This window comes from Microcella sp., assembly GCF_019739195.1.
Taxonomy (GTDB): domain Bacteria; phylum Actinomycetota; class Actinomycetes; order Actinomycetales; family Microbacteriaceae; genus Microcella.
Map to the genome: position 1 here is coordinate 318,808 of NZ_JAHHDS010000003.1, position 21,236 is coordinate 340,043.

The 21,236-nt window shown below is 69.5% G+C and carries 19 protein-coding genes and 1 pseudogene; 6 read left to right on the top strand and 14 right to left on the bottom strand.

Annotated elements, in window-relative coordinates:
* Positions 1 to 85: 85 nt before the first annotated feature.
* The 7 genes from KL788_RS03245 to KL788_RS03275 all read right to left on the bottom strand — a co-directional run bounded on the left by KL788_RS03245 (position 86) and on the right by KL788_RS03275 (position 7,516).
* Entirely contained in the window at positions 86 to 880 is a 795-nt protein-coding gene (locus tag KL788_RS03245) for an isoprenyl transferase (protein ID WP_293168440.1), read from the bottom strand.
* Complete coding sequence (gene recO / locus KL788_RS03250; RefSeq protein WP_293168442.1) at positions 877 to 1,686, bottom strand: DNA repair protein RecO; 810 nt, start codon at positions 1,684 to 1,686, stop codon at positions 877 to 879. Before recO ends, KL788_RS03245 begins: the two co-directional genes overlap by 4 nt.
* Positions 1,687 to 1,788: 102 nt before the next feature.
* A complete protein-coding gene (locus KL788_RS03255) occupies positions 1,789 to 2,943 on the bottom strand; it encodes a cysteine desulfurase family protein (protein WP_293168444.1) in 1,155 nt (384 codons plus the stop codon).
* Positions 2,944 to 2,952: 9 nt separating this feature from the next.
* A complete protein-coding gene (gene nadC, locus KL788_RS03260; RefSeq protein ID WP_293168446.1) occupies positions 2,953 to 3,888 on the bottom strand; it encodes a carboxylating nicotinate-nucleotide diphosphorylase in 936 nt (311 codons plus the stop codon).
* Complete coding sequence (gene nadB, locus KL788_RS03265; protein WP_293168448.1) at positions 3,885 to 5,531, bottom strand: L-aspartate oxidase; 1,647 nt, start codon at positions 5,529 to 5,531, stop codon at positions 3,885 to 3,887. The genes nadC and nadB overlap by 4 nt, the downstream gene beginning before the upstream one ends.
* Before the next feature lie 3 nt (positions 5,532 to 5,534).
* Positions 5,535 to 6,821, bottom strand: a complete 1,287-nt coding sequence (gene nadA, locus KL788_RS03270; RefSeq protein WP_293168450.1) for a quinolinate synthase NadA — start codon at positions 6,819 to 6,821, stop codon at positions 5,535 to 5,537.
* Positions 6,818 to 7,516: an NUDIX hydrolase gene (locus KL788_RS03275; RefSeq protein WP_293168452.1), complete on the bottom strand. Its 699-nt coding sequence runs from the start codon at positions 7,514 to 7,516 to the stop codon at positions 6,818 to 6,820. Before KL788_RS03275 ends, nadA begins: the two co-directional genes overlap by 4 nt.
* A gap of 135 nt (positions 7,517 to 7,651) precedes the next feature.
* Here KL788_RS03275 and KL788_RS03280 point away from each other — a divergent pair.
* From KL788_RS03280 to KL788_RS03295, 4 genes and pseudogenes are all read left to right on the top strand, one after another.
* A pseudogene (locus KL788_RS03280) lies at positions 7,652 to 8,287 on the top strand (trimeric intracellular cation channel family protein); the annotation flags it as partial.
* A 193-nt stretch (positions 8,288 to 8,480) separates the two neighbouring features.
* A complete protein-coding gene (gene sigJ / locus KL788_RS03285) occupies positions 8,481 to 9,392 on the top strand; it encodes an RNA polymerase sigma factor SigJ (protein ID WP_293168454.1) in 912 nt (303 codons plus the stop codon).
* A 35-nt stretch (positions 9,393 to 9,427) separates the two neighbouring features.
* On the top strand, positions 9,428 to 10,180 hold the full coding sequence (locus KL788_RS03290) for an SDR family oxidoreductase (protein ID WP_293168456.1): 753 nt from the start codon (positions 9,428 to 9,430) through the stop codon (positions 10,178 to 10,180).
* Between the two features lie 66 nt (positions 10,181 to 10,246).
* Complete coding sequence (locus tag KL788_RS03295) at positions 10,247 to 11,968, top strand: hypothetical protein (protein WP_293168458.1); 1,722 nt, start codon at positions 10,247 to 10,249, stop codon at positions 11,966 to 11,968.
* Here KL788_RS03295 and leuA read toward each other — a convergent pair.
* Positions 11,958 to 13,718 carry a 2-isopropylmalate synthase gene (leuA, locus tag KL788_RS03300; RefSeq protein ID WP_293168460.1) on the bottom strand — a complete coding sequence of 587 codons (1,761 nt, stop codon included), beginning with the start codon at positions 13,716 to 13,718 and terminating at the stop codon, positions 11,958 to 11,960. The genes KL788_RS03295 and leuA overlap by 11 nt on opposite strands.
* 391 nt (positions 13,719 to 14,109) lie before the next feature.
* Here leuA and KL788_RS03305 point away from each other — a divergent pair, with 391 nt between their 5' ends.
* Positions 14,110 to 15,348 carry a sensor histidine kinase gene (locus tag KL788_RS03305; RefSeq protein WP_293168462.1) on the top strand — a complete coding sequence of 413 codons (1,239 nt, stop codon included), beginning with the start codon at positions 14,110 to 14,112 and terminating at the stop codon, positions 15,346 to 15,348.
* A 97-nt stretch (positions 15,349 to 15,445) separates the two neighbouring features.
* Complete coding sequence (locus KL788_RS03310; RefSeq protein ID WP_293168464.1) at positions 15,446 to 16,147, top strand: response regulator; 702 nt, start codon at positions 15,446 to 15,448, stop codon at positions 16,145 to 16,147.
* 160 nt (positions 16,148 to 16,307) lie between these two features.
* Here the strand turns inward: KL788_RS03310 and era are convergent, their stop codons facing one another.
* The 6 genes from era to KL788_RS03340 are packed head-to-tail and all read right to left on the bottom strand — an operon-like array spanning position 16,308 to position 21,236.
* On the bottom strand, positions 16,308 to 17,237 hold the full coding sequence (gene era, locus KL788_RS03315; protein WP_293168466.1) for a GTPase Era: 930 nt from the start codon (positions 17,235 to 17,237) through the stop codon (positions 16,308 to 16,310).
* A complete protein-coding gene (locus KL788_RS03320; protein WP_293168468.1) occupies positions 17,234 to 18,544 on the bottom strand; it encodes a hemolysin family protein in 1,311 nt (436 codons plus the stop codon). The genes era and KL788_RS03320 overlap by 4 nt, the downstream gene beginning before the upstream one ends.
* Positions 18,541 to 19,005 (bottom strand): rRNA maturation RNase YbeY, encoded by a 465-nt coding sequence (gene ybeY / locus KL788_RS03325; protein ID WP_293168470.1) that lies wholly within the window; start codon positions 19,003 to 19,005, stop codon positions 18,541 to 18,543. The genes KL788_RS03320 and ybeY overlap by 4 nt, the downstream gene beginning before the upstream one ends.
* Before the next feature lie 2 nt (positions 19,006 to 19,007).
* On the bottom strand, positions 19,008 to 20,048 hold the full coding sequence (locus KL788_RS03330) for a PhoH family protein (protein ID WP_293173134.1): 1,041 nt from the start codon (positions 20,046 to 20,048) through the stop codon (positions 19,008 to 19,010).
* Between the two features lie 55 nt (positions 20,049 to 20,103).
* Entirely contained in the window at positions 20,104 to 20,457 is a 354-nt protein-coding gene (locus tag KL788_RS03335) for a histidine triad nucleotide-binding protein (protein WP_293168472.1), read from the bottom strand.
* 23 nt (positions 20,458 to 20,480) lie between these two features.
* A complete protein-coding gene (locus tag KL788_RS03340; RefSeq protein ID WP_293168474.1) occupies positions 20,481 to 21,236 on the bottom strand; it encodes a 16S rRNA (uracil(1498)-N(3))-methyltransferase in 756 nt (251 codons plus the stop codon).

Consider the following 21,236-nt stretch of genomic DNA (forward strand, 5'->3'; position numbering starts at 1 on the left):
CGTCGGACCAAGGGGTTCCCGGGCCCGGGCAATGAGGTCCCTACCTTTCCGAGAATTGCTCGGAGTCGCAACTTGGAAGGAGTGCTCACCCAGAGGGAGCATCCACCGCCCCGCCGAAGCGGCGGTCGCGACGCGCGAAGTCTTCGATCGCATCCCACAAATGCCGACGCCGGAAGTCGGGCCAGAGCGTGTTGAGAAAGGCCATCTCGGCATACGCGCTCTGCCAGAGCATGAAGTTGCTCGTGCGCTGCTCGCCGCTCGACCGCACGAACAAGTCCACGTCGGGTTGGTCGGGTTCGTAGAGGTGGCGCGCGATCGAGCGCTCGGTGATGCGCGCGGGGTCGACCCGACCGGCCTTGACGTCGGCGGCGAGGGCGCGCACGGCATCCACGAGTTCGACGCGGCCGCCGTAGTTGACGCACATCGTCAGCGTGAGTCCCGTGTTGCCGGCCGTGCGGGCCTGCGCCTCTTCGAGCTCGCTGATGACGCTGCGCCACAGTCGCGGACGACGACCGGCCCACCGGATGCGCACATTCCAGGCGTCGAGCTGGTCGCGTCGGCGGCGCAGCACCTCGCGGTTGAAGCCCATGAGAAAGCGCACCTCATCAGGACTTCTACTCCAGTTCTCGGTGCTGAACGCGTAGACGCTCAAGTGCTTCACGCCGATCTGCACAGCACCGGCAACGACATCGAGCAGGCTCGCCTCACCCGCGCGGTGACCCTCGACGCGCGTGAGGCCCTGACGGTTGGCCCAGCGACCGTTGCCGTCCATGACGATGGCGACGTGCTGCGGCACGACTTCTCTCCGCAATTCAGGAGGATGCTCGCCCGTCCAGTCGAGCGGACGCAGCGGCTCGGCGTGTCGCGGCTCTCTACTCACGCGGACTCCTGAATTGTGGAGGCCGCGGCGGCCGCGCGCGCCGTCTCGCGTTCGGCGGTTCTCACGTCGAGGCGCGCATCGACGCGGTCGACGTGCGGCAGTGAGCGCAGGCCGCGTTCGAGGTGGAACTGCGTGTAGGCCGCCACGATGCCGTTGGCTTGAGCGCGCGCATGTTCTGAACTCGCCTCGGCGACAGCCCAATCGCCCGAGAGCAGGGCGCCGAGCAACTCGCGCGTCTCGTCCGAGACGCGCGGCGCGCCGGGCGGGGCGACCTCATCAGACACGACACCGCCGAGCTGCACCACGAAGGCGCTGTGGGGGCCGGGCGCGCCGGTCACGGCGCAGTCGCCGAAGGTCGGCGCCCATCCCGCAATCGAGAGCGACCGCAGCAGATAACTGTCGAGTGTCAGACCAGGCGGATGATCGCCCCGAGCCAGCGACCGCAACGCGCCGACCAGCAGGAGGTACTGCTGTACCCCTCCGCCGTCGTCGCCCGTGACCCGGTCGGCGGTCTCGACCATGACGTTCGCGGCGGTGTAGCTGCCGTAGTCAGACGTGATCTCGGCACCGTACGAGCCGAGCGTCTCGGCCTGCTGGATGATGTCGAGGCTGCGGCCCGCATAGAGCTGCACGTCGGCGACCATGAACGGCTCGAGGCGCGCACCGAACTTGCTGCCCGTGCGCCGCACCCCCTTGGCCACGGCACGAATCTTGCCGTGGTTGCGGCTGAGCATCGTGACGATACGGTCGGCTTCACCCAGCTTGTGGGTGCGCAGCACGACGATCTCGTCACGGTAGGTCGGCACGGCTCCAGTATCCCGCGCGCGGGTGCGAACGGGCCCGACGGCGCGGCGGGCATCCGCGATTCGGGGTGGCCTTCTCCACAATTCAGGAGAATCGGCGGATGCTCAGCCGAGCCCGCGCAGAGACGCCGCTGATTCCGCGAGCTCGCGCGCGGCGGCATCGAGAAACTCCTGAATTGTGGAGGCCCCCCAGCTGATGCGGATCGCCGTGCGGGCGGTGTCGGGGTCGTAGCCCATCGCGAGCAGCACGGGTGAGGGCTCGTCGCGCCCGGCCGCGCACGCCGAGCCGCTCGAGGCGAGGATGCCGCGGTCGTCGAGCGCGATCAGCAGGGGTTCGCCTCCGATGCCGGGCACGACGAACGAGGCGTGGCACGGCAGACGCCGGCTCGGGTGGCCGGTGAGTTGCGCGCCGGGCACAGTTTCGAGCACCTGCGCGATGAACGCGTCACGTTGCGCTTCGAGCACGGCGAGCGGGTGCGTCGCGCGCTCGACCTCCGTCAGTTCGAGGGCGACGGCGAGCCCCACGGCCCCGGCGACGTTCTCGGTGCCCGAGCGTCGGTCGCGCTCTTGCCCTCCGCCGTGGATGAGAGGCTCGATCACCGCACCGGTCGGCAGCAGCAGCGCCCCGATTCCTTTCGGCGCGCCGAGCTTGTGGCCCGAGATCGTCACAGCGTCGAGCGAGGCCAACCCCGCCAGCGGGTACCAGCCGGCGTACTGCACGGCATCGGTGTGCACGAGGGCACCGACGGAGCGCGCGGCCCCGAGCACCGCGTCGAGCGGCTGCAGGGTTCCGACCTCGTTGTTGGCGGCCTGCACGCTCACAAGCGCCGTACCGGGTCGGAGGGCTCCCCATGCGGCATCAGCATCCACGACGCCGTCGGCATCGACCGGTATGCGCGTGACCTCGACGTCATGCCAGCGCTCGAGGTACGCCGCCGACTCGAGCACGGCCTCGTGCTCGATCGCACTCACGAGGATGTGCCGGTCACGGCCTCGGGCGATCGCCGCCAGAGTGAGGCCGATGACCGCGAGATTGTCGCTCTCGGTGCCGCCGCTCGTGAGCACGACCTGCGCCGGGCGCACGCCGGAGAGCTGGGCGATGCGCGAGCGGGCATCCGCCAGGGCGTCGGCGGCCCGTCGACCAAGTGCGTGCGTCGACGACGGGTTGCCGTGCTCGCCCGTGAGCCACGGCCACATCGCTTCGAGCACCTCGCGGCGGGTCGCGGTCGTGGCCGCCTGGTCGAGATCGATGAGGGTCACGGATGCTCGCTAGCGCGCGCCGCCGGCACCGCTGCCCGCCTCAGTGCTGGTCGGTACCCCGTCGATAACGATGTCGAGCCCGAGATCGAGCGCCGGAGCGCTGTGCGTGAGGGCTCCGACCGAGATCACGTCGACGCCGGTCTCGGCGATCGCGCGCACGGTGTCGAGCGTCACTCCGCCGCTCGCTTCGACGGTCGCGCGGCCCGCGATGAGGGCCACGCCCGCCCGCAGGTCGTCGAGGCTGAAGTTGTCGAGCATGATCGTGTCAGGCTCGGCGGCGATGACGGCCTCGAGCTGGCCAAGCCGGTCGACCTCGACCTCGAGGTGCATCGTGTGTGGGATGCGCGCGCGCACGGCCCGGATCGCCTCGGTGAGGTCGAGCCCCTGCGACTGCAACACGGCGAGGTGGTTGTCTTTGAGCATGACGGCGTCACTGAGCGAGAATCGGTGGTTGTGCCCGCCGCCCGCGCGCACGGCGGATTTCTCGAGCATCCGCAGGCCGGGCGTGGTCTTGCGTGTGTCGACGAGGCGCACGGGGTTGCCGGTTGCCGAGAGGGTGCCTGCGACTGCATCGACGTAGCGGCGGGTGAGGGTCGCGACGCCGCTCAGCCGCTGCGCGAGGTTAAGCGCGACCCGCTCGCCGCGCAGAATGCCGCGCGCCGAGCCCGTGATCGTCGCGATGACGGTGCCGGGCGCGATCGGGTCGCCGTCCGAGAGGTGCCGCTCGACAACCAGAGTCGGGTCGACGCGCGTGAAGGCGAGCTCGAGCGGCAGGCCGCCGGCGAAGACGCCGTCGACGCGGCTCACGATGCGGGCCGTGGCCGTTGCGCTAGCGGGAATCGCGGCCTCACTCGTGGCGTCACCCCAGGGTGCGTCTTCGTCGAGCGCACGATCGACGATGGCCGTGACGCCCGCGAGCGTCGCGCCCTGCAGGTCGTCGGTCATGCGGGCACCTCCGCGCGAGCATCCGATCTCCACAATTCAGGAGATTCGGATGCTGGACGCACGACGACACGCCGCACGCGCTGCTCGGGGTCGGTCTCGGGGAAGTCGTCGCGCCAGTGCGCGCCCCGCGATTCGGTGCGGGCCAGCGCGGCCGCGGCGGTCAGGCGCGCGAGCGGCAGCAGCGAGCGGGCTTCATCGTCGGCAGGGCGAGCATCCGCCAGTTCTCGGGCAAAATCAGCCATTTCGTCGCCTGTTCGTTCGAGACCGAGCGCCTGCCAGGCGCGGTCGCGGATGCGGTCAGCACTCCACGCGACCGTTCCGTCGGCGAGGGCGTCGGCCGCGATCTCGCGCACGAGCGGCACGGGTGTGTCGAGCTGAGCGCCAGACGCCGACTCCTGAATTGTGGAGGTCGACACGGCGCTCGCGTCGCGCAGCGCGGGCAGGGGCAGCGCGGGCACCGAGCCCGCGGCATCGACGGCATCGCCCGCGCGCCATCCCACGACGACCGCCTCGAGCAGCGAGTTCGAGGCGAGGCGGTTGGCGCCGTGCACTCCCGTCGACCCAGTTTCGCCCACAGCGAACAAGCCCGGAATCGTCGTGCGGCCATCCATGTCGGTGAGCGCCCCGCCCATCGCGTAGTGCGCCGCGGGCGTCACGGGCACGGGCGAGGTCGACCAGTCGACGCCGGTCGCGCGCACGAGGGCGTCGATAGTCGGAAAGCGCTCAGCCAAGACAGAGGCCCCGAGCATCGTCGCGTCGAGCAACACGGGCTGACCGTCCTGAAGCCTCATCTGGCGGGCGATCGCGCGCGCCACGATGTCGCGAGGGGCGAGCTCGGCCCGCGGGTCGATCTCGAGCATGAAGCGACGTCCGTCGGCGTCGAGCAGCGTCGCGCCCTCACCGCGCACGGCCTCGGAGACGAGTCCTCCCCCGGCGAGCACGGTGGGGTGAAACTGCACGAACTCGAGGTCGGCGACGACAGCGCCGGCCGCGTAGGCCAGCAGCACGCCGTCGCCCGTCGAGACGGGCGGGTTGGTCGTGTGACGGTAGAGCCGTCCGTTGCCCCCGGTCGCGATGATCACAGCATCGGCATCGACGTGCTCGACGCCCGCGGGGCTCTCGACAACCGCACCCACGATCGCGCCGTCGCGCACGTTGAGCGAGGTCGCGCGGGCGAATTCACGGGCCCGGATGCGCCCCTCACGCACCGCGGCAGCCAGAGCCGTTTCGATCACTCGGCCGGTGGCGTCGCCCCCCGCGTGCAGTATGCGCGCGACCGAGTGCGCGGCCTCGAGCCCGCGGGCCCAGTCGCTCACGTCGTCGAACGGTGCGACGGCGCCCGGCGCGGGGTCGAAGGCCACCCCGAGCCCGACGAGGTCGTGCACCCGGCCGGGCCCCTCGGTGCAGAGGATGTCGACGGCGACAGGATCACTCAGGCCCGCGCCCGCGAGCAGCGTGTCGCGGGCGTGCAGTTCGGCCGAGTCGTCGGGAAAGACGGCAGCGGCGATGCCGCCCTGCGCCCACGAGGTCGAACCCGCGGTGAGCACGTCTTTCGTGACGATCGTGACATCGTGCCGGCGCGCGGCGCGCAGGGCGGCGACGAGCCCGGCCATGCCGCTGCCGATGACGAGGATGTGCGCCATGAGTCAGTCCTTCGGCTTCGCGGCGAGCATGCGCTCAAGCGCGAGCTTGGCGTCGGCTTGCACCGACGACTCGACAACGATCTCGTTGACGACGCGACCGGCGACGAGCTCTTCGAGCACCCAAGCGAGGTATCCGGGGTGGATGCGGTACATCGTCGAGCAGGGGCAGATGACGGGGTCGAGGCAGAAGATCGTGTGCTGCGGGTACTCGGCCGCGAGCCGGTTGACCATGTTGACTTCGGTGCCGATCGCGAAGGTCGTGGGTTCAGTCGCTCCCGCGACGGCGCGCCGGATGTAGTCGGTCGAGCCCGCCTCGTCGGCGGCATCGACGACCTCCATGGGGCACTCGGGGTGCACGACGACGCGCACGCCCGGGTGGTCTACCCGCGCCTGAGACACCTGACCGACGGTGAAGCGCTTGTGCACGCTGCAGAAGCCGTGCCACAGCACGACGCGCGCATCGAGCAGCTGCTGCTCGGTCGACCCGCCCAGGGGGCGCCGCGGGTTCCACATCGGCATCTGCTCGAGCGGCACGCCCATGGCCTTGGCAGTGTTGCGGCCGAGGTGCTGGTCGGGGAAGAACAGCACGCGCTGCCCGCGCTCGAACGCCCACTCGAGCACCGTCTTGGCGTTCGACGACGTGCAGACGATGCCGCCGTTGGCCCCGCAGAACGCCTTGAGCGCGGCCGAGGAGTTCATGTAAGTGACGGGGATGATCGGAACCCGGCCCGACTCGTCGGGCTCGGTGCCGTAGACCGAGAGCAGCTCGTCCCACGCCGCTTGCACCGAGTCGATGTCGGCCATATCGGCCATCGAGCATCCGGCGGCCAGATTCGGCAGGATCACCTTCTGAGAATCGCGCGCCAAGATGTCGGCCGTCTCGGCCATGAAGTGCACGCCGCAGAACACGATGTACTCGGCGTCGGGCTTGGTGAGGGCGGCGTTCGCGAGCTGGAACGAGTCGCCGAGGAAGTCGGCGTGCTGCACGACCTCGTCGCGCTGGTAGAAGTGGCCGAGAATGACGAGCCGCTCGCCGAGGGCCTCTTTCGCGGCGCGGATGCGGGCGTGCAGCTCGTCGTTCGACGCGTCTTGGTACTCGCGCGGGAGTGCGCCCTGACGGGGCGAGCCGGTCGGAATCACGTCATGCATCGACGAGCCGGGGCCGTAACCGGGGGTCGGGTCGAACTCCCACGGCCCCTTGTCGAGCTCGGGCGTGCAGGTCTCGCCCGGCGCCTGGCCGTTCGTGATCAGGCGGATGGTCGTGGCGACGCTGGCGTCGATCGTGGTCATGCGAGTGCCTTTGCGGGTGAGGTGCTGCGGTTGAGGGGGCCGGCGTCGACGAGCTCGACGGCACCGGTGTAGCGATAGAGGCGCGGGGGTCGGTGGCGGCCGCCCGTGACGACGTCACCGGTGGGTTCGATCACGCCGCTCGTCTCCATCTGCCGACGGAAGTTGGCCGGGTCGAGAGGCTTCTGCAGCACGGCTTCGTAGACCTCGCGCAGCTCGGCGAGCGTGAAGCGCGGGCCGAGGAAGGCGTGGGCGATGCGCGAGTACTCCATCTTCGTGCGCAGCCGCCACAGGGCGTAGTCGACGATGAGGTTGTGGTCGAAGGCCAGGTCGGGCAGGTCGTCGGCGGCGAACCACCGCACGTTGTCGCCGAGGGTCACGCGCTCGGCTTCGTCGGGCCGCACGAGGGCCCAGTAGACGACCGAGACCATGCGCTGGTCGGGCGAACGGTCGACGTCGCCGAAAGCGTAGAGCTGCTCGAGGTAGGTCGGCTCGAGCAGCGTCGTCTCGCCCAAATTGCGCCGCGCGGCGCCCTCGAGGCTCTCGTCGGCATGCACCATGCCGCCGGGCAGCGCCCAGCGGTCGAGGTACGGCTCGCGTGTGCGGCGTACGAGCGGAAGCCACACGCTCGGCGCGCCCGTGCCGTCGGGACGCAGAGCGAAGATGACCGTCGAGACGGCGATGGCGATGTCGGTCATGGATGCTCCCTCCGTGCAACTCTCAGTGTTACAGTCATGCTGACCTGAACAGAGTCTAGCACTTCGGGTAGGGGTGACACGAACCTGGCGGGCGCGTGCGGCGCGCGGAGAGCATCCACCCACCAGAATGAATGCGTGGACGACGTCTTCGTGATCCCCCTGTGGGTCGACCTGCTCGCCGTCGGCATCGGCGCACTGCAGGGTGCGCTCTTCGCCGCGCAGTTTCGCGACCGCCGGCTCGACTGGCTCGGGGTCGCGATCATCGGCATCGTCGTCGGCTTCGGCGGCGGTTTGCTGCGCGACCTGCTGCTCAACGTTCCGCTCGCTCCGCTGCAGTCGAACCTGTACGTCATTGTGGCCACGGGGGCCGCGCTTCTCGGCATGCTGCTCGAGCGGGTGTTCTCACGCCTCAATCGCCTGATCACCGTTCTGGATGCCCTTACGATCGGGCTCTTCGGCGCGATCGGCACGACCAAGGCGCTCGCACTGGGCCTGCCCGAGGTCGCGGCCGTCTTTGTCGGCGTGCTCGCGGCGGTCGGCGGCTCGATTCTGCGCGACTTGCTGCTCAACTTGCCTATTGCGCTCATGCACGTCGGCTCGCTTTACGCCGTCGCTGCGGCAGCCGGCTCGAGCACCATTGCCGTGCTGCTGGCGTTCGACGTCAATGTGCTGCTCGCCGGTGCGATCGGCGTCGCCGTCACCTTCGGCGTGCGCATGGCCTCTGTGCTCTTCGGCTGGAGCCTGCCCGAGCAGCGCGCCATCACGCGGCTGCCCAAGCTGCCGGCGCTCCCCCGACGCGGCAAGCGCGACGCCGAACCCGGCGACGGCGCACGCACCGTGACGACGTCGACCGGCGTGATCCACCTGCACCCGACGACCTCGTCGATCCCGGTCGTCGGCTCTTCGCCACGCGTGCGGAGGCGCTCCCCCATTCCCGGGGCGAGCCGACAGGGCAGGTGAGTGCATGACGGCAGACGCAGTCGCGGTGTTCGAGTCGGCCCGACCTCGGCTGACCGGGCTGGCCTATCGGCTGCTCGGCTCGTGGGCAGAGGCAGAAGATGTCGTGCAAGACGCGTGGCCTCGCTGGAGCGCCGTCGCGGGCGCCGATATCTCCAACCCTGACGCGTACCTGACGACCATGGTCACGCGGCTGTCGCTCACCGCGCTCGACTCGGCGCGCGTGCGTCGCGAGCACTACGTCGGCCCCTGGCTGCCCGAGCCCGTCGATACGCGCGCCGACCCCGCCCTCGGCGCTGAGCGTGCCGAGGCGCTCGACCTCGCCACGCTGCTGCTGCTCGAACGGTTGAGCGGGCCGGAGCGCGCAGCGCTCGTGCTGCGCGAGGCCTTCGCCTACGACTACCCGAGCCTCGCTGAGGTGCTCGGCACGAGCGAGGCCGCTGCGCGCCAATTGGTCTCGCGCGGGCGCCGAGCCCTTGAGGGCCAGCGGCGTCGGGCCGTCGACCCTGAGCAACGCGACCGCGTTCTCGCCGCCTTCGTCGCCGCCGCGCAGGGCGGCGATCTGGCCGCGCTCGAAGCGGTGCTCGTCGGTGACGCGGTCGCGATCAGCGACGGCGGCGGTGTCGTGAGCGCCGCCCGCCGACCGGTGCACGGGGCCGAGCAGGTCGCGCGCTTCGTGCTCGGGGTGCTCGAGAAGTTCGGGCAAGGTGTGCGCAGCATCCCGGTGCAGGCGAACGGCGCGACCGCGTTTCTGGCCGTCGCCGACGTTCCGGCTGGCGTTGAGCCCATCGCGCTTTGGGCTCTCGACATCGGCGATGAGGGGGTGTGCGGGGTGCTCATCGTGCGGGCTCCCGACAAGCTCGCGCGCTTCGCCGCCGCGGCTCTGTCACAGATCGACGGCCTGCCCGGTCGACTCTGAGAGGGCGCGATCGGCGCGCCCCCGAGAGGAGCACCATGACCCTGCTCATCACCGGCGGCACCGGAACCCTCGGCCGCCCCACCGTCGACGCACTGCGCGCGGCGGGCGTCGAACCGCGCATCCTGAGCCGTCGCCCCGGCTCCGCCCACGCCATTGCCGATCTGCAGTCGGGGGTCGGCCTGCCCGAGGCGCTCGCCGGCGTCGAGACTGTGCTGCACCTCGCCACGAACCGACGGTCGGATGCTCGCGCGACTCAGCGCCTGCTGCAGGCCGCTCGTGCCGCAGGCGTGCAGCACCTCGTGTACCTGTCGATCGTCGGCGTCGATGCCGTGCCGCTCGGCTACTACCGTGCGAAGCTCGCCTGCGAGCACCTAGTGGCCGAGTCGGGCGTGCCGTTCACGATTCTGCGGGCGACGCAGTTTCACGACTTCGTGGGTGGCTTCTTCTCCGCGCAGCGACGCCTGCCGCGGCTCATCACGCTCGACGTGCCCTTCCAGCCGATCAGCACCGCGGCGGTTGCCGAGCGGCTCGTGTCGCTCGTCACCGCGGCGCCGGTCCACGGTCGCGTCGACGACCTCGGCGGCCCCGAGGTGCTGCCCATGGCCGAGCTCGCGCGGCAGTGGGTGCGGGCGCGCGGCGCCTCGACCGAGGCCGCCGAGCGCCGGGTCGTCGAGTGGCACTTGCCCGGCGCGCTCGCCGCCGCCTACCGCGCGGGGCTGCACACGACCGGGCAACCCGGGCCGGGCATCCGCTTCGCCGATTGGGCTGCGACGCGCGACGGGCAGTAGCCTCGCGCGGCGACCCGGGCTAGCATCAGCGCAGCGGAAAACCGACAACCGCTCAGGGAGGCCCTGATGCGTCAGCCCCGAGGCGCAGCGCGCGGTCGATCGTGGATGCTCGCCGCGTCAGTGGTCCTCGCCGTCAGCAGCGCGGTCGCGCCTTCTGCGGCGGCACCGACGGCCGATGAGCAGGTCACCTTCGGTACCGGTGTGCTCATCTACGAGGGCACCCTCGAACGCGACTCCTTCACCAACGAGGGCGGCACGCAGGAGACCCGTAGCGATCCCGTCACGATCACGTTGAGTTGCGTCGACGGCGCATGCACCTTCACGGCGGCACCCCGGTGGTTGCAGTTCGACAGCAACCTGCCGATCCTAGCCGGTGAGGTCGTCACGTTGTGGTCAGAGCCTGCGTTCGGCACGCCGTGTGCCGAAGAAGGCGAGCCCGACTACTACCGCAACTCGACCGAGGGCACGGCGACGGCGAGCGTCACCGGGCTGGCCGCCGAGGCTCGTGAAGAGCCGAGTGAGCTCGTCTCCTGCTCGCCGACGGTGAGCCGACTGCGGTGGGGCTCGAACCTGACGCTCGTCGCCGAGCTCACGAGCGGCAACCCGTGCGTGCTCGACGAGACGCTGTGCCCCGAGCCCGAGCCGGAGCCCGTCGTGCTCGCCGCCCCTCTCGACGCGCCCGTCGTGCCGAGCACGCCCAGCACCTTGAGCGAGCTGGCTGCGCCCTCCGACACCCTCGCGCTCCAGCAAGTTCTCACGGCTGTGCTGCTGACCCTCGTGCTCGTGATCCTGCTCGCGCTGCCGACCGCGCTGCTCAACAGCGCGTCGAGCACGGGCGCCGAGAAGGTCGCGGCGTGGCGCGCGAGCGTCGCAGCCCGACGCGCCGCGCTCGGCAGTGGGCTGCCCACCGGGCTGCGCGCGACCGGCGAGAAGGTGCGTGCGTGGTGGGCACGAACATCCGCGAGGGGACGCGGCTTGCCGCTCGCCGCCGCGACTCTGCTCGCCGCCGCCGTGATGAGCGGATTCGTCGACCCTGACTTCGGCACCGGGGCGAGCACGCCGCGCGTGCTGCTGTCGATCGTGCTGGGCTTCACCCTCGAAGTGCTGCTCGGGTGGGTCGCGATGCTAATCCTGCTGCCCCGCCTCATCGCCGGTGTGGATGCTCGCCTCGACGTGCGCCCCGCGACGCTGCTGATCGTGCTCGGGGCCGTGATCGTCACCCGCCTCACCGGGTTCGAGCCGGGCATCGTCTTCGGTCTCGTGGCCGGAGTCGCGGTCGGCGCCACGCTCGCGACCGCCGCGCGCGTGAGGGTCGCTCTCGCGGGGCTGGCCTGGGGCTACGCCCTCGCCCTGCTCGCGTGGGTCACCTATGCGGCGCTCGAGCCCGCCGTCATCGACGCCGCGTCGACCAGCCCCGACGGGTTGCCCCCGCTCGGCCTGGTGCTGCTGCGCGAAGCCCTCGCGACCATGACGATGGCGGGCATAGCCGCGCTGCCGGTCGCGCTCGTGCCGCTGCGCGGGCTCACCGGTCACGAGGTCTGGACATGGTCGAAGCCACTGTGGGCCAGCCTCTACGCCGTCGGCCTGCTGTCGTTCTTCCTCGTGCTCATGCCCATGCCGTTCGCGTGGGCGGGCGTCGAGGCCGCGCTCGCCACCTGGGTCACCGGCTACCTCCTCTACGCGGGCGTCGCGGTGGCCCTCTGGCTCGCAATCACGCAACCCTGGAAGCGGGATGCTGAGCCGCGGCCCCCCGCCACCGCCGCAGCAGAGACGACGACTACGCGCTGACGAGCTCGCGGTCAGGGCTCTCGAGTCGGATCGCCCGATTGACTGCCGAGACCACAGCCTTGAGCGACGCGGTCGAGATGTCGGGGTCGATGCCGACGCCCCACAGGGTGCGGCCGTTGACCTCGAGCTCGACGTACGACGCGGCGTGAGCATCCCCGCCCGCCGACAGCGCGTGCTCGACGTAGTCGAACAGACGAATGGCGATGCCCTGTCCCTCCATCATGCTGAGGAACGCCGCGATCGGACCGTTGCCGGTCGCTTCAATCGCGGCGATCTCCTCTCCGTCGCGCAGCGTCGCGCTCAGCTGGGTCGTTCCCGTCATGTCGCTCGCGGTGCGCGTCGAGAGCAGCTCGAAGCGGCCCCACTTGGCCTCGGCCTCGGCGGCGGGCAGGTACTCGTCTTGGAAGATCTCCCAGATCTGGTCGCTCGTGACCTCGCCGCCCTCGGCGTCGGTCTTGGCCTGCACGACTCCGCTGAACTCGATCTGCAGCTTGCGCGGCAGGTCGAGCGCGTGGTCGGTCTTGAGCAGGTAGGCGACTCCGCCCTTGCCCGATTGCGAGTTGACGCGGATGACCGCCTCATACGAACGACCCAGATCCTTGGGGTCGACGGGCAGGTATGGAACCCCCCACACGAGGTCGTCGACGCTCTTGCCTTCGGCCTCGGCGCGAGCATCCATCGCCTCGAAGCCCTTCTTGATGGCGTCTTGGTGGCTGCCACTGAAGGCCGTGTAGACGAGGTCGCCAGCCCAGGGGCTGCGCTCGTGCACCTTGAGCTGGTTGCAGTACTCGGCGGTGCGCTTGATCTCGTCGAGGTCGCTGAAGTCGAGCTGCGGGTCGATGCCCTGCGTGAAGAGGTTGATGCCGAGCGCGACGAGGTCGACGTTGCCGGTGCGCTCGCCGTTGCCGAACAGGCAGCCTTCGATGCGGTCGGCGCCGGCCATGTAGCCGAGCTCAGCGGCCGCGACGGCCGTGCCGCGGTCGTTGTGCGGGTGCAGGCTCAGAATCACCGAGTCACGCCGCGCGAGGTGCCGGTTCATCCACTCGATCGAGTCGGCGTAGATGTTCGGCGAGGCCATCTCGACGGTGGCCGGCAGGTTGATGATGAGCTGGCGCTCGGGCGTCGGAGCGAGCTGCTCGATGACCGCGTTGCAGATGTCGAGCGCCGTCTCGAGCTCGGTGCCCGTGTAGCTCTCGGGACTGTACTCGTAGAAGATCTCGGTCTCGGGCACCATCGCCTCGAACTGCTGGCACCACTTCGCACCCTGTAGCGCGATCTCTTTCACACCCTCGATGTCGGTGCGGAACACGACGTCGCGCTGCAGCGCGCTCGTCGAGTTGTAGAAGTGCACGATCGCGCGCTTCGCACCCTTGATCGACTCGTAGGTGCGCTCGATGAGGTGCTCGCGCGACTGCGTCAGCACCTGAATCGTGACGTCGTCGGGAATCAGATCCTGCTCGATGAGCGAGCGCACGAAGTCGAAGTCGGTCTGACTCGCCGACGGAAACCCGACCTCGATCTCTTTGAAGCCCATCTTCACGAGCAGGTCGAACATGATGCGCTTGCGCTCGGGGCTCATCGGGTCGATGAGAGCCTGGTTGCCGTCGCGCAGATCGACGGCGCACCAGCGCGGTGCTTGCGTGATGCGCTTCGTAGGCCACGTGCGGTCGGGCAGCTCGACAGAGAACTGCTCGTGGTACGGCTGATACTTGTGAATCGGCATGGCCGAGGGCTGCTGACGGTTCTGCATGGTGTGCTCCTGCTGGTCTCGGTGTGGTTGTCAGCCGACGACGAACTCCGCGACGAGGGAGGCTGTACTGCTAAGCCTCGTCGCGGCAGCGAAGAAGGAGCTGGCCGAACACGGTTTCAGGGTACACCCGCTGTGCGCGAGGCCGCACGGTGCGGGGCCGCACGGTGCCGGTCAGCGTGCACCGCGGGCCCTCGCGGAGCTCCAGTCGCGCATCCGTTGGCGATCGTGGTCGCATCTTGATCGTTTGTGCATCACCTTCTGCAATTCGCGACCACACGACGGGGTTCGGGATGCTGGTGCCTCAGCCTTTCGGATGAAAAGGCTCATCCGCTCGAGTGAGCGGCGCGCGTTTCTGGCGTCGGCGGGCCGCGCGACCCGTACCGTGGCGGACATGTTCGACAGAATCCTCGACAAGCTCACGCCACATCTTCCTCGACTGCGAACCGCCGGTGAACTGGGGCTCGGATTCACGTTCTCGGTCGTCGCGGCGTACTACGCATCGTCGTACAACTCGAGTATCCCCATGGGTGTGCTGATGTTGCCGCTCGGCGTCGGCATCGCACTCCACCGACTGTTGCCGCTGTGGGCTTTGCTCGTCTCGACGCCTCCCATCTTTCTCGTCGTCCTCACCGGGTGGAGCGGCGGCACTCCCAACGGAGCTCTCTGGTTCCCGATCTACATTGCGATCTTCGGCGCGGTCGCGTACGGCTCGAATCAGACGCGATGGGTAGGGCGTTCCTTCTCCTTGGCTCTGACCGTCGGCTACCTGGCCGGTGGCCTTTCCTCCGCGGGATACGGTCTGGGGCCGTTCGGACTCCTGGTTCTCTTCCTACCTGCGCTCGCATGGTTCGTCGGCGAGATGGTTCGCGTGCGCCGTTCGCGCAATGCACTTCGCGCCCAGGTGTCTACCGTGAGCACGCAGCGCGACGCCGCCCTCACGCGAGCCGACCTCGAGGCCGAGCGCACGCGGGTCGCGCGCGACGTGCACGACATCGTCGCCCACTCGCTCACGGTCGTGATCGCGCAGGCCGATGGGGCGCGGTACGCGACGGCGGGCGACGCCCCCGCGGCGGCCGACGCCTTCGAGACGATCGCGCAGACCGCACGCGGTGCCCTCGCCGACGTGCGCGTGCTGCTCACCGAACTGCGGCACACGCAAGAGGCCGGGCCGCAGCCGGGGCTCGACGATCTCGACGCACTGCTCGACTCGATGCGCGACTCGGGGCTCACGCTCGAGGTGCGCGAGTTCGGCGACCGCGGGCGCCTGACCGAGTCGCGCGAGCTCGCGCTCTACCGCATCGTGCAAGAGTCGCTCACGAACGCGCTGCGGCACGGCGACGGTGCGGCGACGCTCGAGCTCGAGTGGGGCGAGCAGGCCGTCGACCTCGTGGTGACGAATGCCTCACCCGGGGAGACTCGTGAATTCAAGGAAGGCGGGCACGGCATCGACGGGATGCGCGAGCGGGCATCCCTCGCCGGTGGCGAGCTGAGCGTGCACGACGGCCCTATGTTCCGTGTGCGAGCACGCCTGCCGCTCGAGGTGCGGGCCGACGGCGGCGACGCCAATCTCTCGCAGAGCGAGCCAGCAGATGACGTAGAGCACGTCGAGCCGGTCGGAGCCTCGGCGTGACCGCGCCCGCCGCTCCCCCTCCTGTCGTCGTGCTGGTGAGCCTGGTCACCGTGCCTCGCCGACCCCTCGACCCGGCCGCGCTGCCCTGGGACGACCGATGACAGCCATCCGCGTACTGCTCGTCGACGACCAGCCGCTCTTCCGCCGCGGCGTGCGCATGCTCATCGACTCGCAGCCCGACCTGACCGTGGTCGGTGAGGCCGACGACGGCGGCGAGGCGGTGCTCGTCGCCGACGAGTCGCTGCCCGACGTCGTGCTCATGGACATCCGGATGCCGAACACCGACGGCATCGCGGGCACAGCGGGCATCCTTCAGTCAGCCGAAAACGCAGACCGCACCCCGCCGCGCGTCATCGTGCTCACGACCTTCGACCTCGACGACGCTGCGCTGCGGGCGATTCGCGCGGGCGCGAGCGGCTTTCTGCTGAAGGACGCCGAGCCCGAGTTTCTGCTCGCCGCCATCCGCGCCGTGCACGGCGGCCACGCGGTCGTCGCGCCCGGCGCGATCACCGATCTGCTTGCGCACGTGGGCTCTGCGACGGATGCTCGCCGCGCCCGCACACCCGCCGAACTCTCCGCGGCGCGCGACGCAGCGCTGCCCGACCTCAGCAAGCGCGAGCGCGAGATCTTCGCCGCCGTCGCCGAGGGCCTCAGCAACGCCGAGATCGCCGCGCGCGAGTTCGTGGCCGAGGCGACCGTGAAGTCGCACGTCGGCCGCATCCTCGCCAAGCTCGGCCTGCGCGACCGCGTGCAGGTGGTGCTCTACGCCCACGATCACGGTCTGCTGCCCCGCCGCTGAGCACGAAGGCAGCATGCCGCTCCACACTTGGTGTCGCAACCACCCGGCGCCAAACGCGACACGCCGATGAGTAGCGACCTCGTGCGGCGTGTCCTCGCAGAACACCGGGGCGTTGCGACAGCGAAGGCGCGGGAGGGCCAGCAGCCGGAGTCGTGCAGCCCTAGAACCCGAGCTTGCCGAGTTGCTTCGGGTCGCGCTGCCACTCTTTCGCGACCTTGACGTGCAGCTTGAGGTAGACGCGGCGGCCGAGCAGCTTCTCGATCTCGAGGCGCGCACGCGTGCCGACTTCGGTCAGGCGCGAGCCCTTGTGCCCGATGATGATGCCCTTCTGGCTGTCGCGCTCGACGAAGACGTTCGCGAAGATGTCGAGCACGCCGCCGGGCGCGCGCTCGGCCATCTCGTCGATCGTGACCGCGAGGGAGTGCGGCAGTTCGTCGCTGACTCCCTCCAGCGCGGCCTCGCGAATCAGCTCGGCGATGCGATCGGTCTCAGACTCGTCGGTGACGGCATCCGCCTCATAGAGCGCGGGCGACTCGGGCATGAGGGCGATGACCTGCTCGGCCAAGAGGTCGACCTGTTCGCCCGTCACTGCCGAGAGCGGGATCACGAGGTCCCACTCCCGCAGTTCTGAGACCGCGAGCAACTGCTCGGCCACGCGCGTTGAACCGGCAGCATCGGTCTTCGTCACGATCGCGATCTTGCGGGTGCGCGGAAAGTTGTCGAGCTGCTCATTGATAAACCGATCGCCCGGGCCAATGGGCTCGTTCGCGGGCACGCAGAACCCGATGACGTCGACATCGCCGAGGGTGTCTTGCACGACCGCGTTGAGGCGCTCGCCGAGCAGCGTGCGGGGGCGGTGCATGCCGGGCGTGTCGACGACGATCAATTGGCCGGATGCCCGGTGCACGATGCCGCGAATGGCGCGTCGCGTGGTCTGCGGCTTCGAACTCGTGATGGCGACCTTTTCGCCGACGAGCGCGTTCGTGAGCGTCGACTTGCCCACGTTCGGGCGGCCGACGAACGTGACGAATCCGGCCCGGAACGTGGGCTCTGCGTCGGGTGTGCCGCCGCGCGGCTTACGGGCGCTCATTCGTCTTCGTCGCGGTCGCCGGCGAACGCGATGCGAGCATCCAGCAACGATTGATCGGCCTTGACGAGAACGGTCGTGACGCGCTTGCGGCGGCCCTCGGTGCGCTCGGCCGTGAGGTGCAGGCCGTCGATCTCGGTCGTCGACCCGGCGACGGGCAAACGCCCGAGGTGCTTCGTGAGCAGACCGCCGACGGTGTCGACGTCGTCGTCGTCGAGCTCAATGCCGAAGAGATCGCCGAGCTCGTCGACGGGCATGAACGCGCTGACGCGGAAGAGGTTCTCGTCGAGTTGCTCGCTATCTGCCTGCTCGCGGTCGTACTCGTCAGCGATTTCGCCCACGAGTTCTTCGATGAGGTCTTCCATCGTGACGAGCCCCGCGATGCCGCCGTACTCGTCGACGACGAGAGCGAGGTGGTTCGACTCGAGCTGCAGCTGACGCAGTGCATCGTCTGCTTTCTTCGACTCGGGCAAGAAGATCGCAGGCTTCGCGAGCTGCTCGGCCGGGGTGACGGCACAGGCCTCGGGGTTCTCGTAGGCGAGGCGCGCCGCGTCGCGCAGGTAGATGATGCCGACGACATCGTCGGTGCTCTCGCCGATGACGGGCACGCGTGAGAGACCCCGCACCAAGAAGATCGACATGGCCTCGGTGACGGTCTGGTCGCGCTCGAGCACGACCATGTCGGTGCGCGGCACCATGACTTCGCGCACGATCGTGTCGTTGAACTCGAAGATCGAGTGGATGAGTTCACGATCTTCTTCTTCGAGCACGTCGAGCTCGGTGGCCTCGTCGACCATGCTCAGCAGCTGTTCTTCGCTCGAGAAGCTCGCACTGCTCGGCCGGCCCGGCGTGACGCGGTTGCCGAGAGCGACGAGCAGATCGGCGACGGGACCGAGCGAGACGCGCACGCCTCGCACGAGCCAATCGGTGCGTGCGAGCATGGCCCGCGGGTTCGCGCGGCCGACCGAGCGCGGGCTCGACCCGACGAGAATGAACGAGACGAGGATCATGATGCCTGCGCTGACGAGAAGCACGGCCCACCAGTCGGTGAGCAGCGTCGCGAAGGCGAGCGTCACGAGCACGGCCGCGATGGTCTCCGCGACGATGCGCAAGAAGTTGAGCGCGTTGACGTGAGCCCCGACGTCGGCGGCGACGGCGTGCAGACGACCGGGCTTCGGTCGCTGGCCGGCGATGTCGACGAGCTCGATGCGGCTCACGACGCCCAGGGCCGCATCGATCGCGGCGAGCAGGCCGCCGAAGGCCACGAGCAGCAGGGCCACGGCGAAGAAGACGAGGGTGAGGGTGGTCATCGCGCTCGGCGCTCGGCGAGCGTGAAGCTCACGAGAATGTCGCGCTGAATGCCGAACATCTCTTTCTCGTCATCGGGCTCGGCGTGGTCGAAGCCGAGCAGGTGCAGAATGCCGTGGGTTGTCAGCAGCAGTAGCTCGTCGTGCACCGAGTGGCCAGCGGTCTCGGCCTGCGCCGTGGCCACTTGCGGGCACAGCACAATGTCGCCGAGAAGCCCGGGCGGCGTGGGCTCGTCGTCGCTGCCGGGGCGCAATTCGTCCATCGGAAAGCTCAGCACGTCGGTGGGGCCAGGCTCGTCCATCCACTGCACGTGCAGCTGCTCGATCGCGGCCTCGTCGACGAGCACGATCGCGAGCTCGGCATCACGGTGAACGTTGAGGTGATCGAATGCGTGCAGCGCCAGCCGCTGCAGGCTGGCCTCATCGACCGGGATGCCCGACTCGTTGTTGATCTCGACGGCCATGCTCAGCGGCCTCCCGCTCCGGGTCGCGGACGACGGTTGGCGCGGTCGCGCGGGAGACCGCGTCGGCGCTCCTCGCGGTTCGCGCCGGCCGCGGGAGCAGGCAGCCCGTTCTCGCGCGCGTACTGCGCCGCCTGCTTCTCGGCGTCGTACTTCGTGTAGGCGTCGACGATGCGGCCGACGAGGCTGTGGCGCACGACGTCGTCGCTCGTGAGGCGGGCGAAGTGGATGTCGTCGATGTCATCGAGTACGCGCGTGACGAGCTGCAGACCGCTCGCGCCGGCGGGCAGGTCGATCTGCGTGATGTCGCCTGTGACAACGATCTTCGAGCCGAAACCCAGGCGGGTGAGGAACATCTTCATCTGCTCAGGGCTCGTGTTCTGCGCCTCGTCGAGCACGATGAACGCGTTGTTGAGCGTGCGGCCGCGCATGTAGGCAAGCGGTGCGACCTCGACGACGCCCGTCGTCAGCAGCTTGGGCACGAGCTCGGGGTCCATCATCTCGTTGAGCGCGTCGTAGAGCGGCCGCAAGTAGGGGTCGATCTTGTCGGTGAGACTGCCGGGCAAGAAGCCGAGCCGCTCGCCCGCTTCGACCGCGGGCCGCGTCAAGATGATGCGGTCGACCTCTTTGCGCTGCAGCGCCTGCACGGCCTTCGCCATAGCGAGGTAGGTCTTGCCCGTGCCGGCGGGGCCGATGCCGAAGACGATCGTGTTGAGATCGATGGCGTCGACGTAGGCCTTCTGGCCGAGGGTCTTGGGGCGGATGCTCTTGCCTCGGCTCGTCAAGATTGCCTGGCTCAGCACCTCGGCGGGGCTGCCGGCGCCCGCGTCGATGATGCGCGCCGAGCTCTGCACCTCGACGGGTTCGAGATCGCGGCCGCTGCGCACCATCGTGAGCAGTTCGTCGACAAGCGTGCGCGCGGCGGCGACCTGCACGGGGTCGCCTTCGAGCGTGATCTGGTTTCCCCGAACGTGCACGTCGACGAGCGGGTACTGGGTCTCGAGCGTGGTCAGCAGTCGGTCGTGGGGCCCGAGCAGTCGGACCATCGCGACGCCGTCGACCTCGAGCTGTTCGCGGGCGGGCGCGGTGCGCGCCGAATCGTCAGTGGGCAAGGGATCCTTCGGTCAAGCCTCCCGCGAGCACGTGAGCGTGCACGTGGAAGACGGTCTGCCCGGCATTCGCGCCGGTGTTGAAGACGAGCCTGAACTGGCCGTCGGCGTGCTCGTTGGCGAGCTGGTGCGCTGTCGCGACCACGTCGGCGAGCAGCGCGGGGTCGCCCGCGGCAAGCTCAGCGACATCGCGGTAGCGGGACGTCTTGGGCACCACGAGCAGGTGCACAGGAGCCTTCGGCGCGATGTCGCGAAAGGCGATCACGGTGTCGGTCTCATGCACGATGTCAGCCGGAGTCTCGCGCGCGATGATGCGCTCGAAGATCGACGGTTCGCTGGTGCTCATGCCCTCAGTCTAGAGCGGCTTGCTCACCAGCGCCCGAGGGCGGCAGAGAGCACAGCGATGGCCGCTGGCCCCGCCGTCGAGGTGCGCAACACTGTCGAACCGAGTCGCACTCGTCGAGCGCCCGCAGTCGTCAACGCCTCGAACTCTTCGGGCGCGATGCCACCCTCGGGGCCGACGACGAGCACAATGTCGTCGACACCCAGCGCTGCGGCGCCGAGCTCGGTGAGCGCGACGTCACCCTCAGGGTCGAGTACGAGCATCGTCGCCTGCGGCAGCCGGTCGACGAGCTGCTTCGTCGCGGCAACAGCCTCGACCTCGGGCAGCCACGGGCGCAGCGACTGCTTGCTGGCCTCGCGCGCGATCGTCGTCCAGCGCTCACGACCCTTGACCGCCTTCGCGGCATCCCACCGCGAGATGCTGCGCGCGGCCTGCCAGGGCACGACGACGTCGACTCCGAGCTCGGTCGCGGCCTGCACGGCGAGTTCGTCGCGATCGCCCTTGGCGAGCGCTTGCACGAGGTGGATGCGCGTCGCAGGCCGGGGCGTGCGCTCGACGTGCTCGACCTCGAGGGCGACCTCGGTCGATTCCGCACTCGACACCGTGCCGAGCACGACGAGGCCCGCGCCGTCGCCGAGCCGCAGGCGTTCGCCGGGGCGCACGCGCGAGACGGCGGCGGCGTGCCGAGCATCCGCCCCCCGTAGCCGCACGATCGCGCCGACCTCGCGACCCGCCTCGCTCAGTTGCGATGCGAGCGAGTCGTCGAGGTAGAAGTGCGCCAT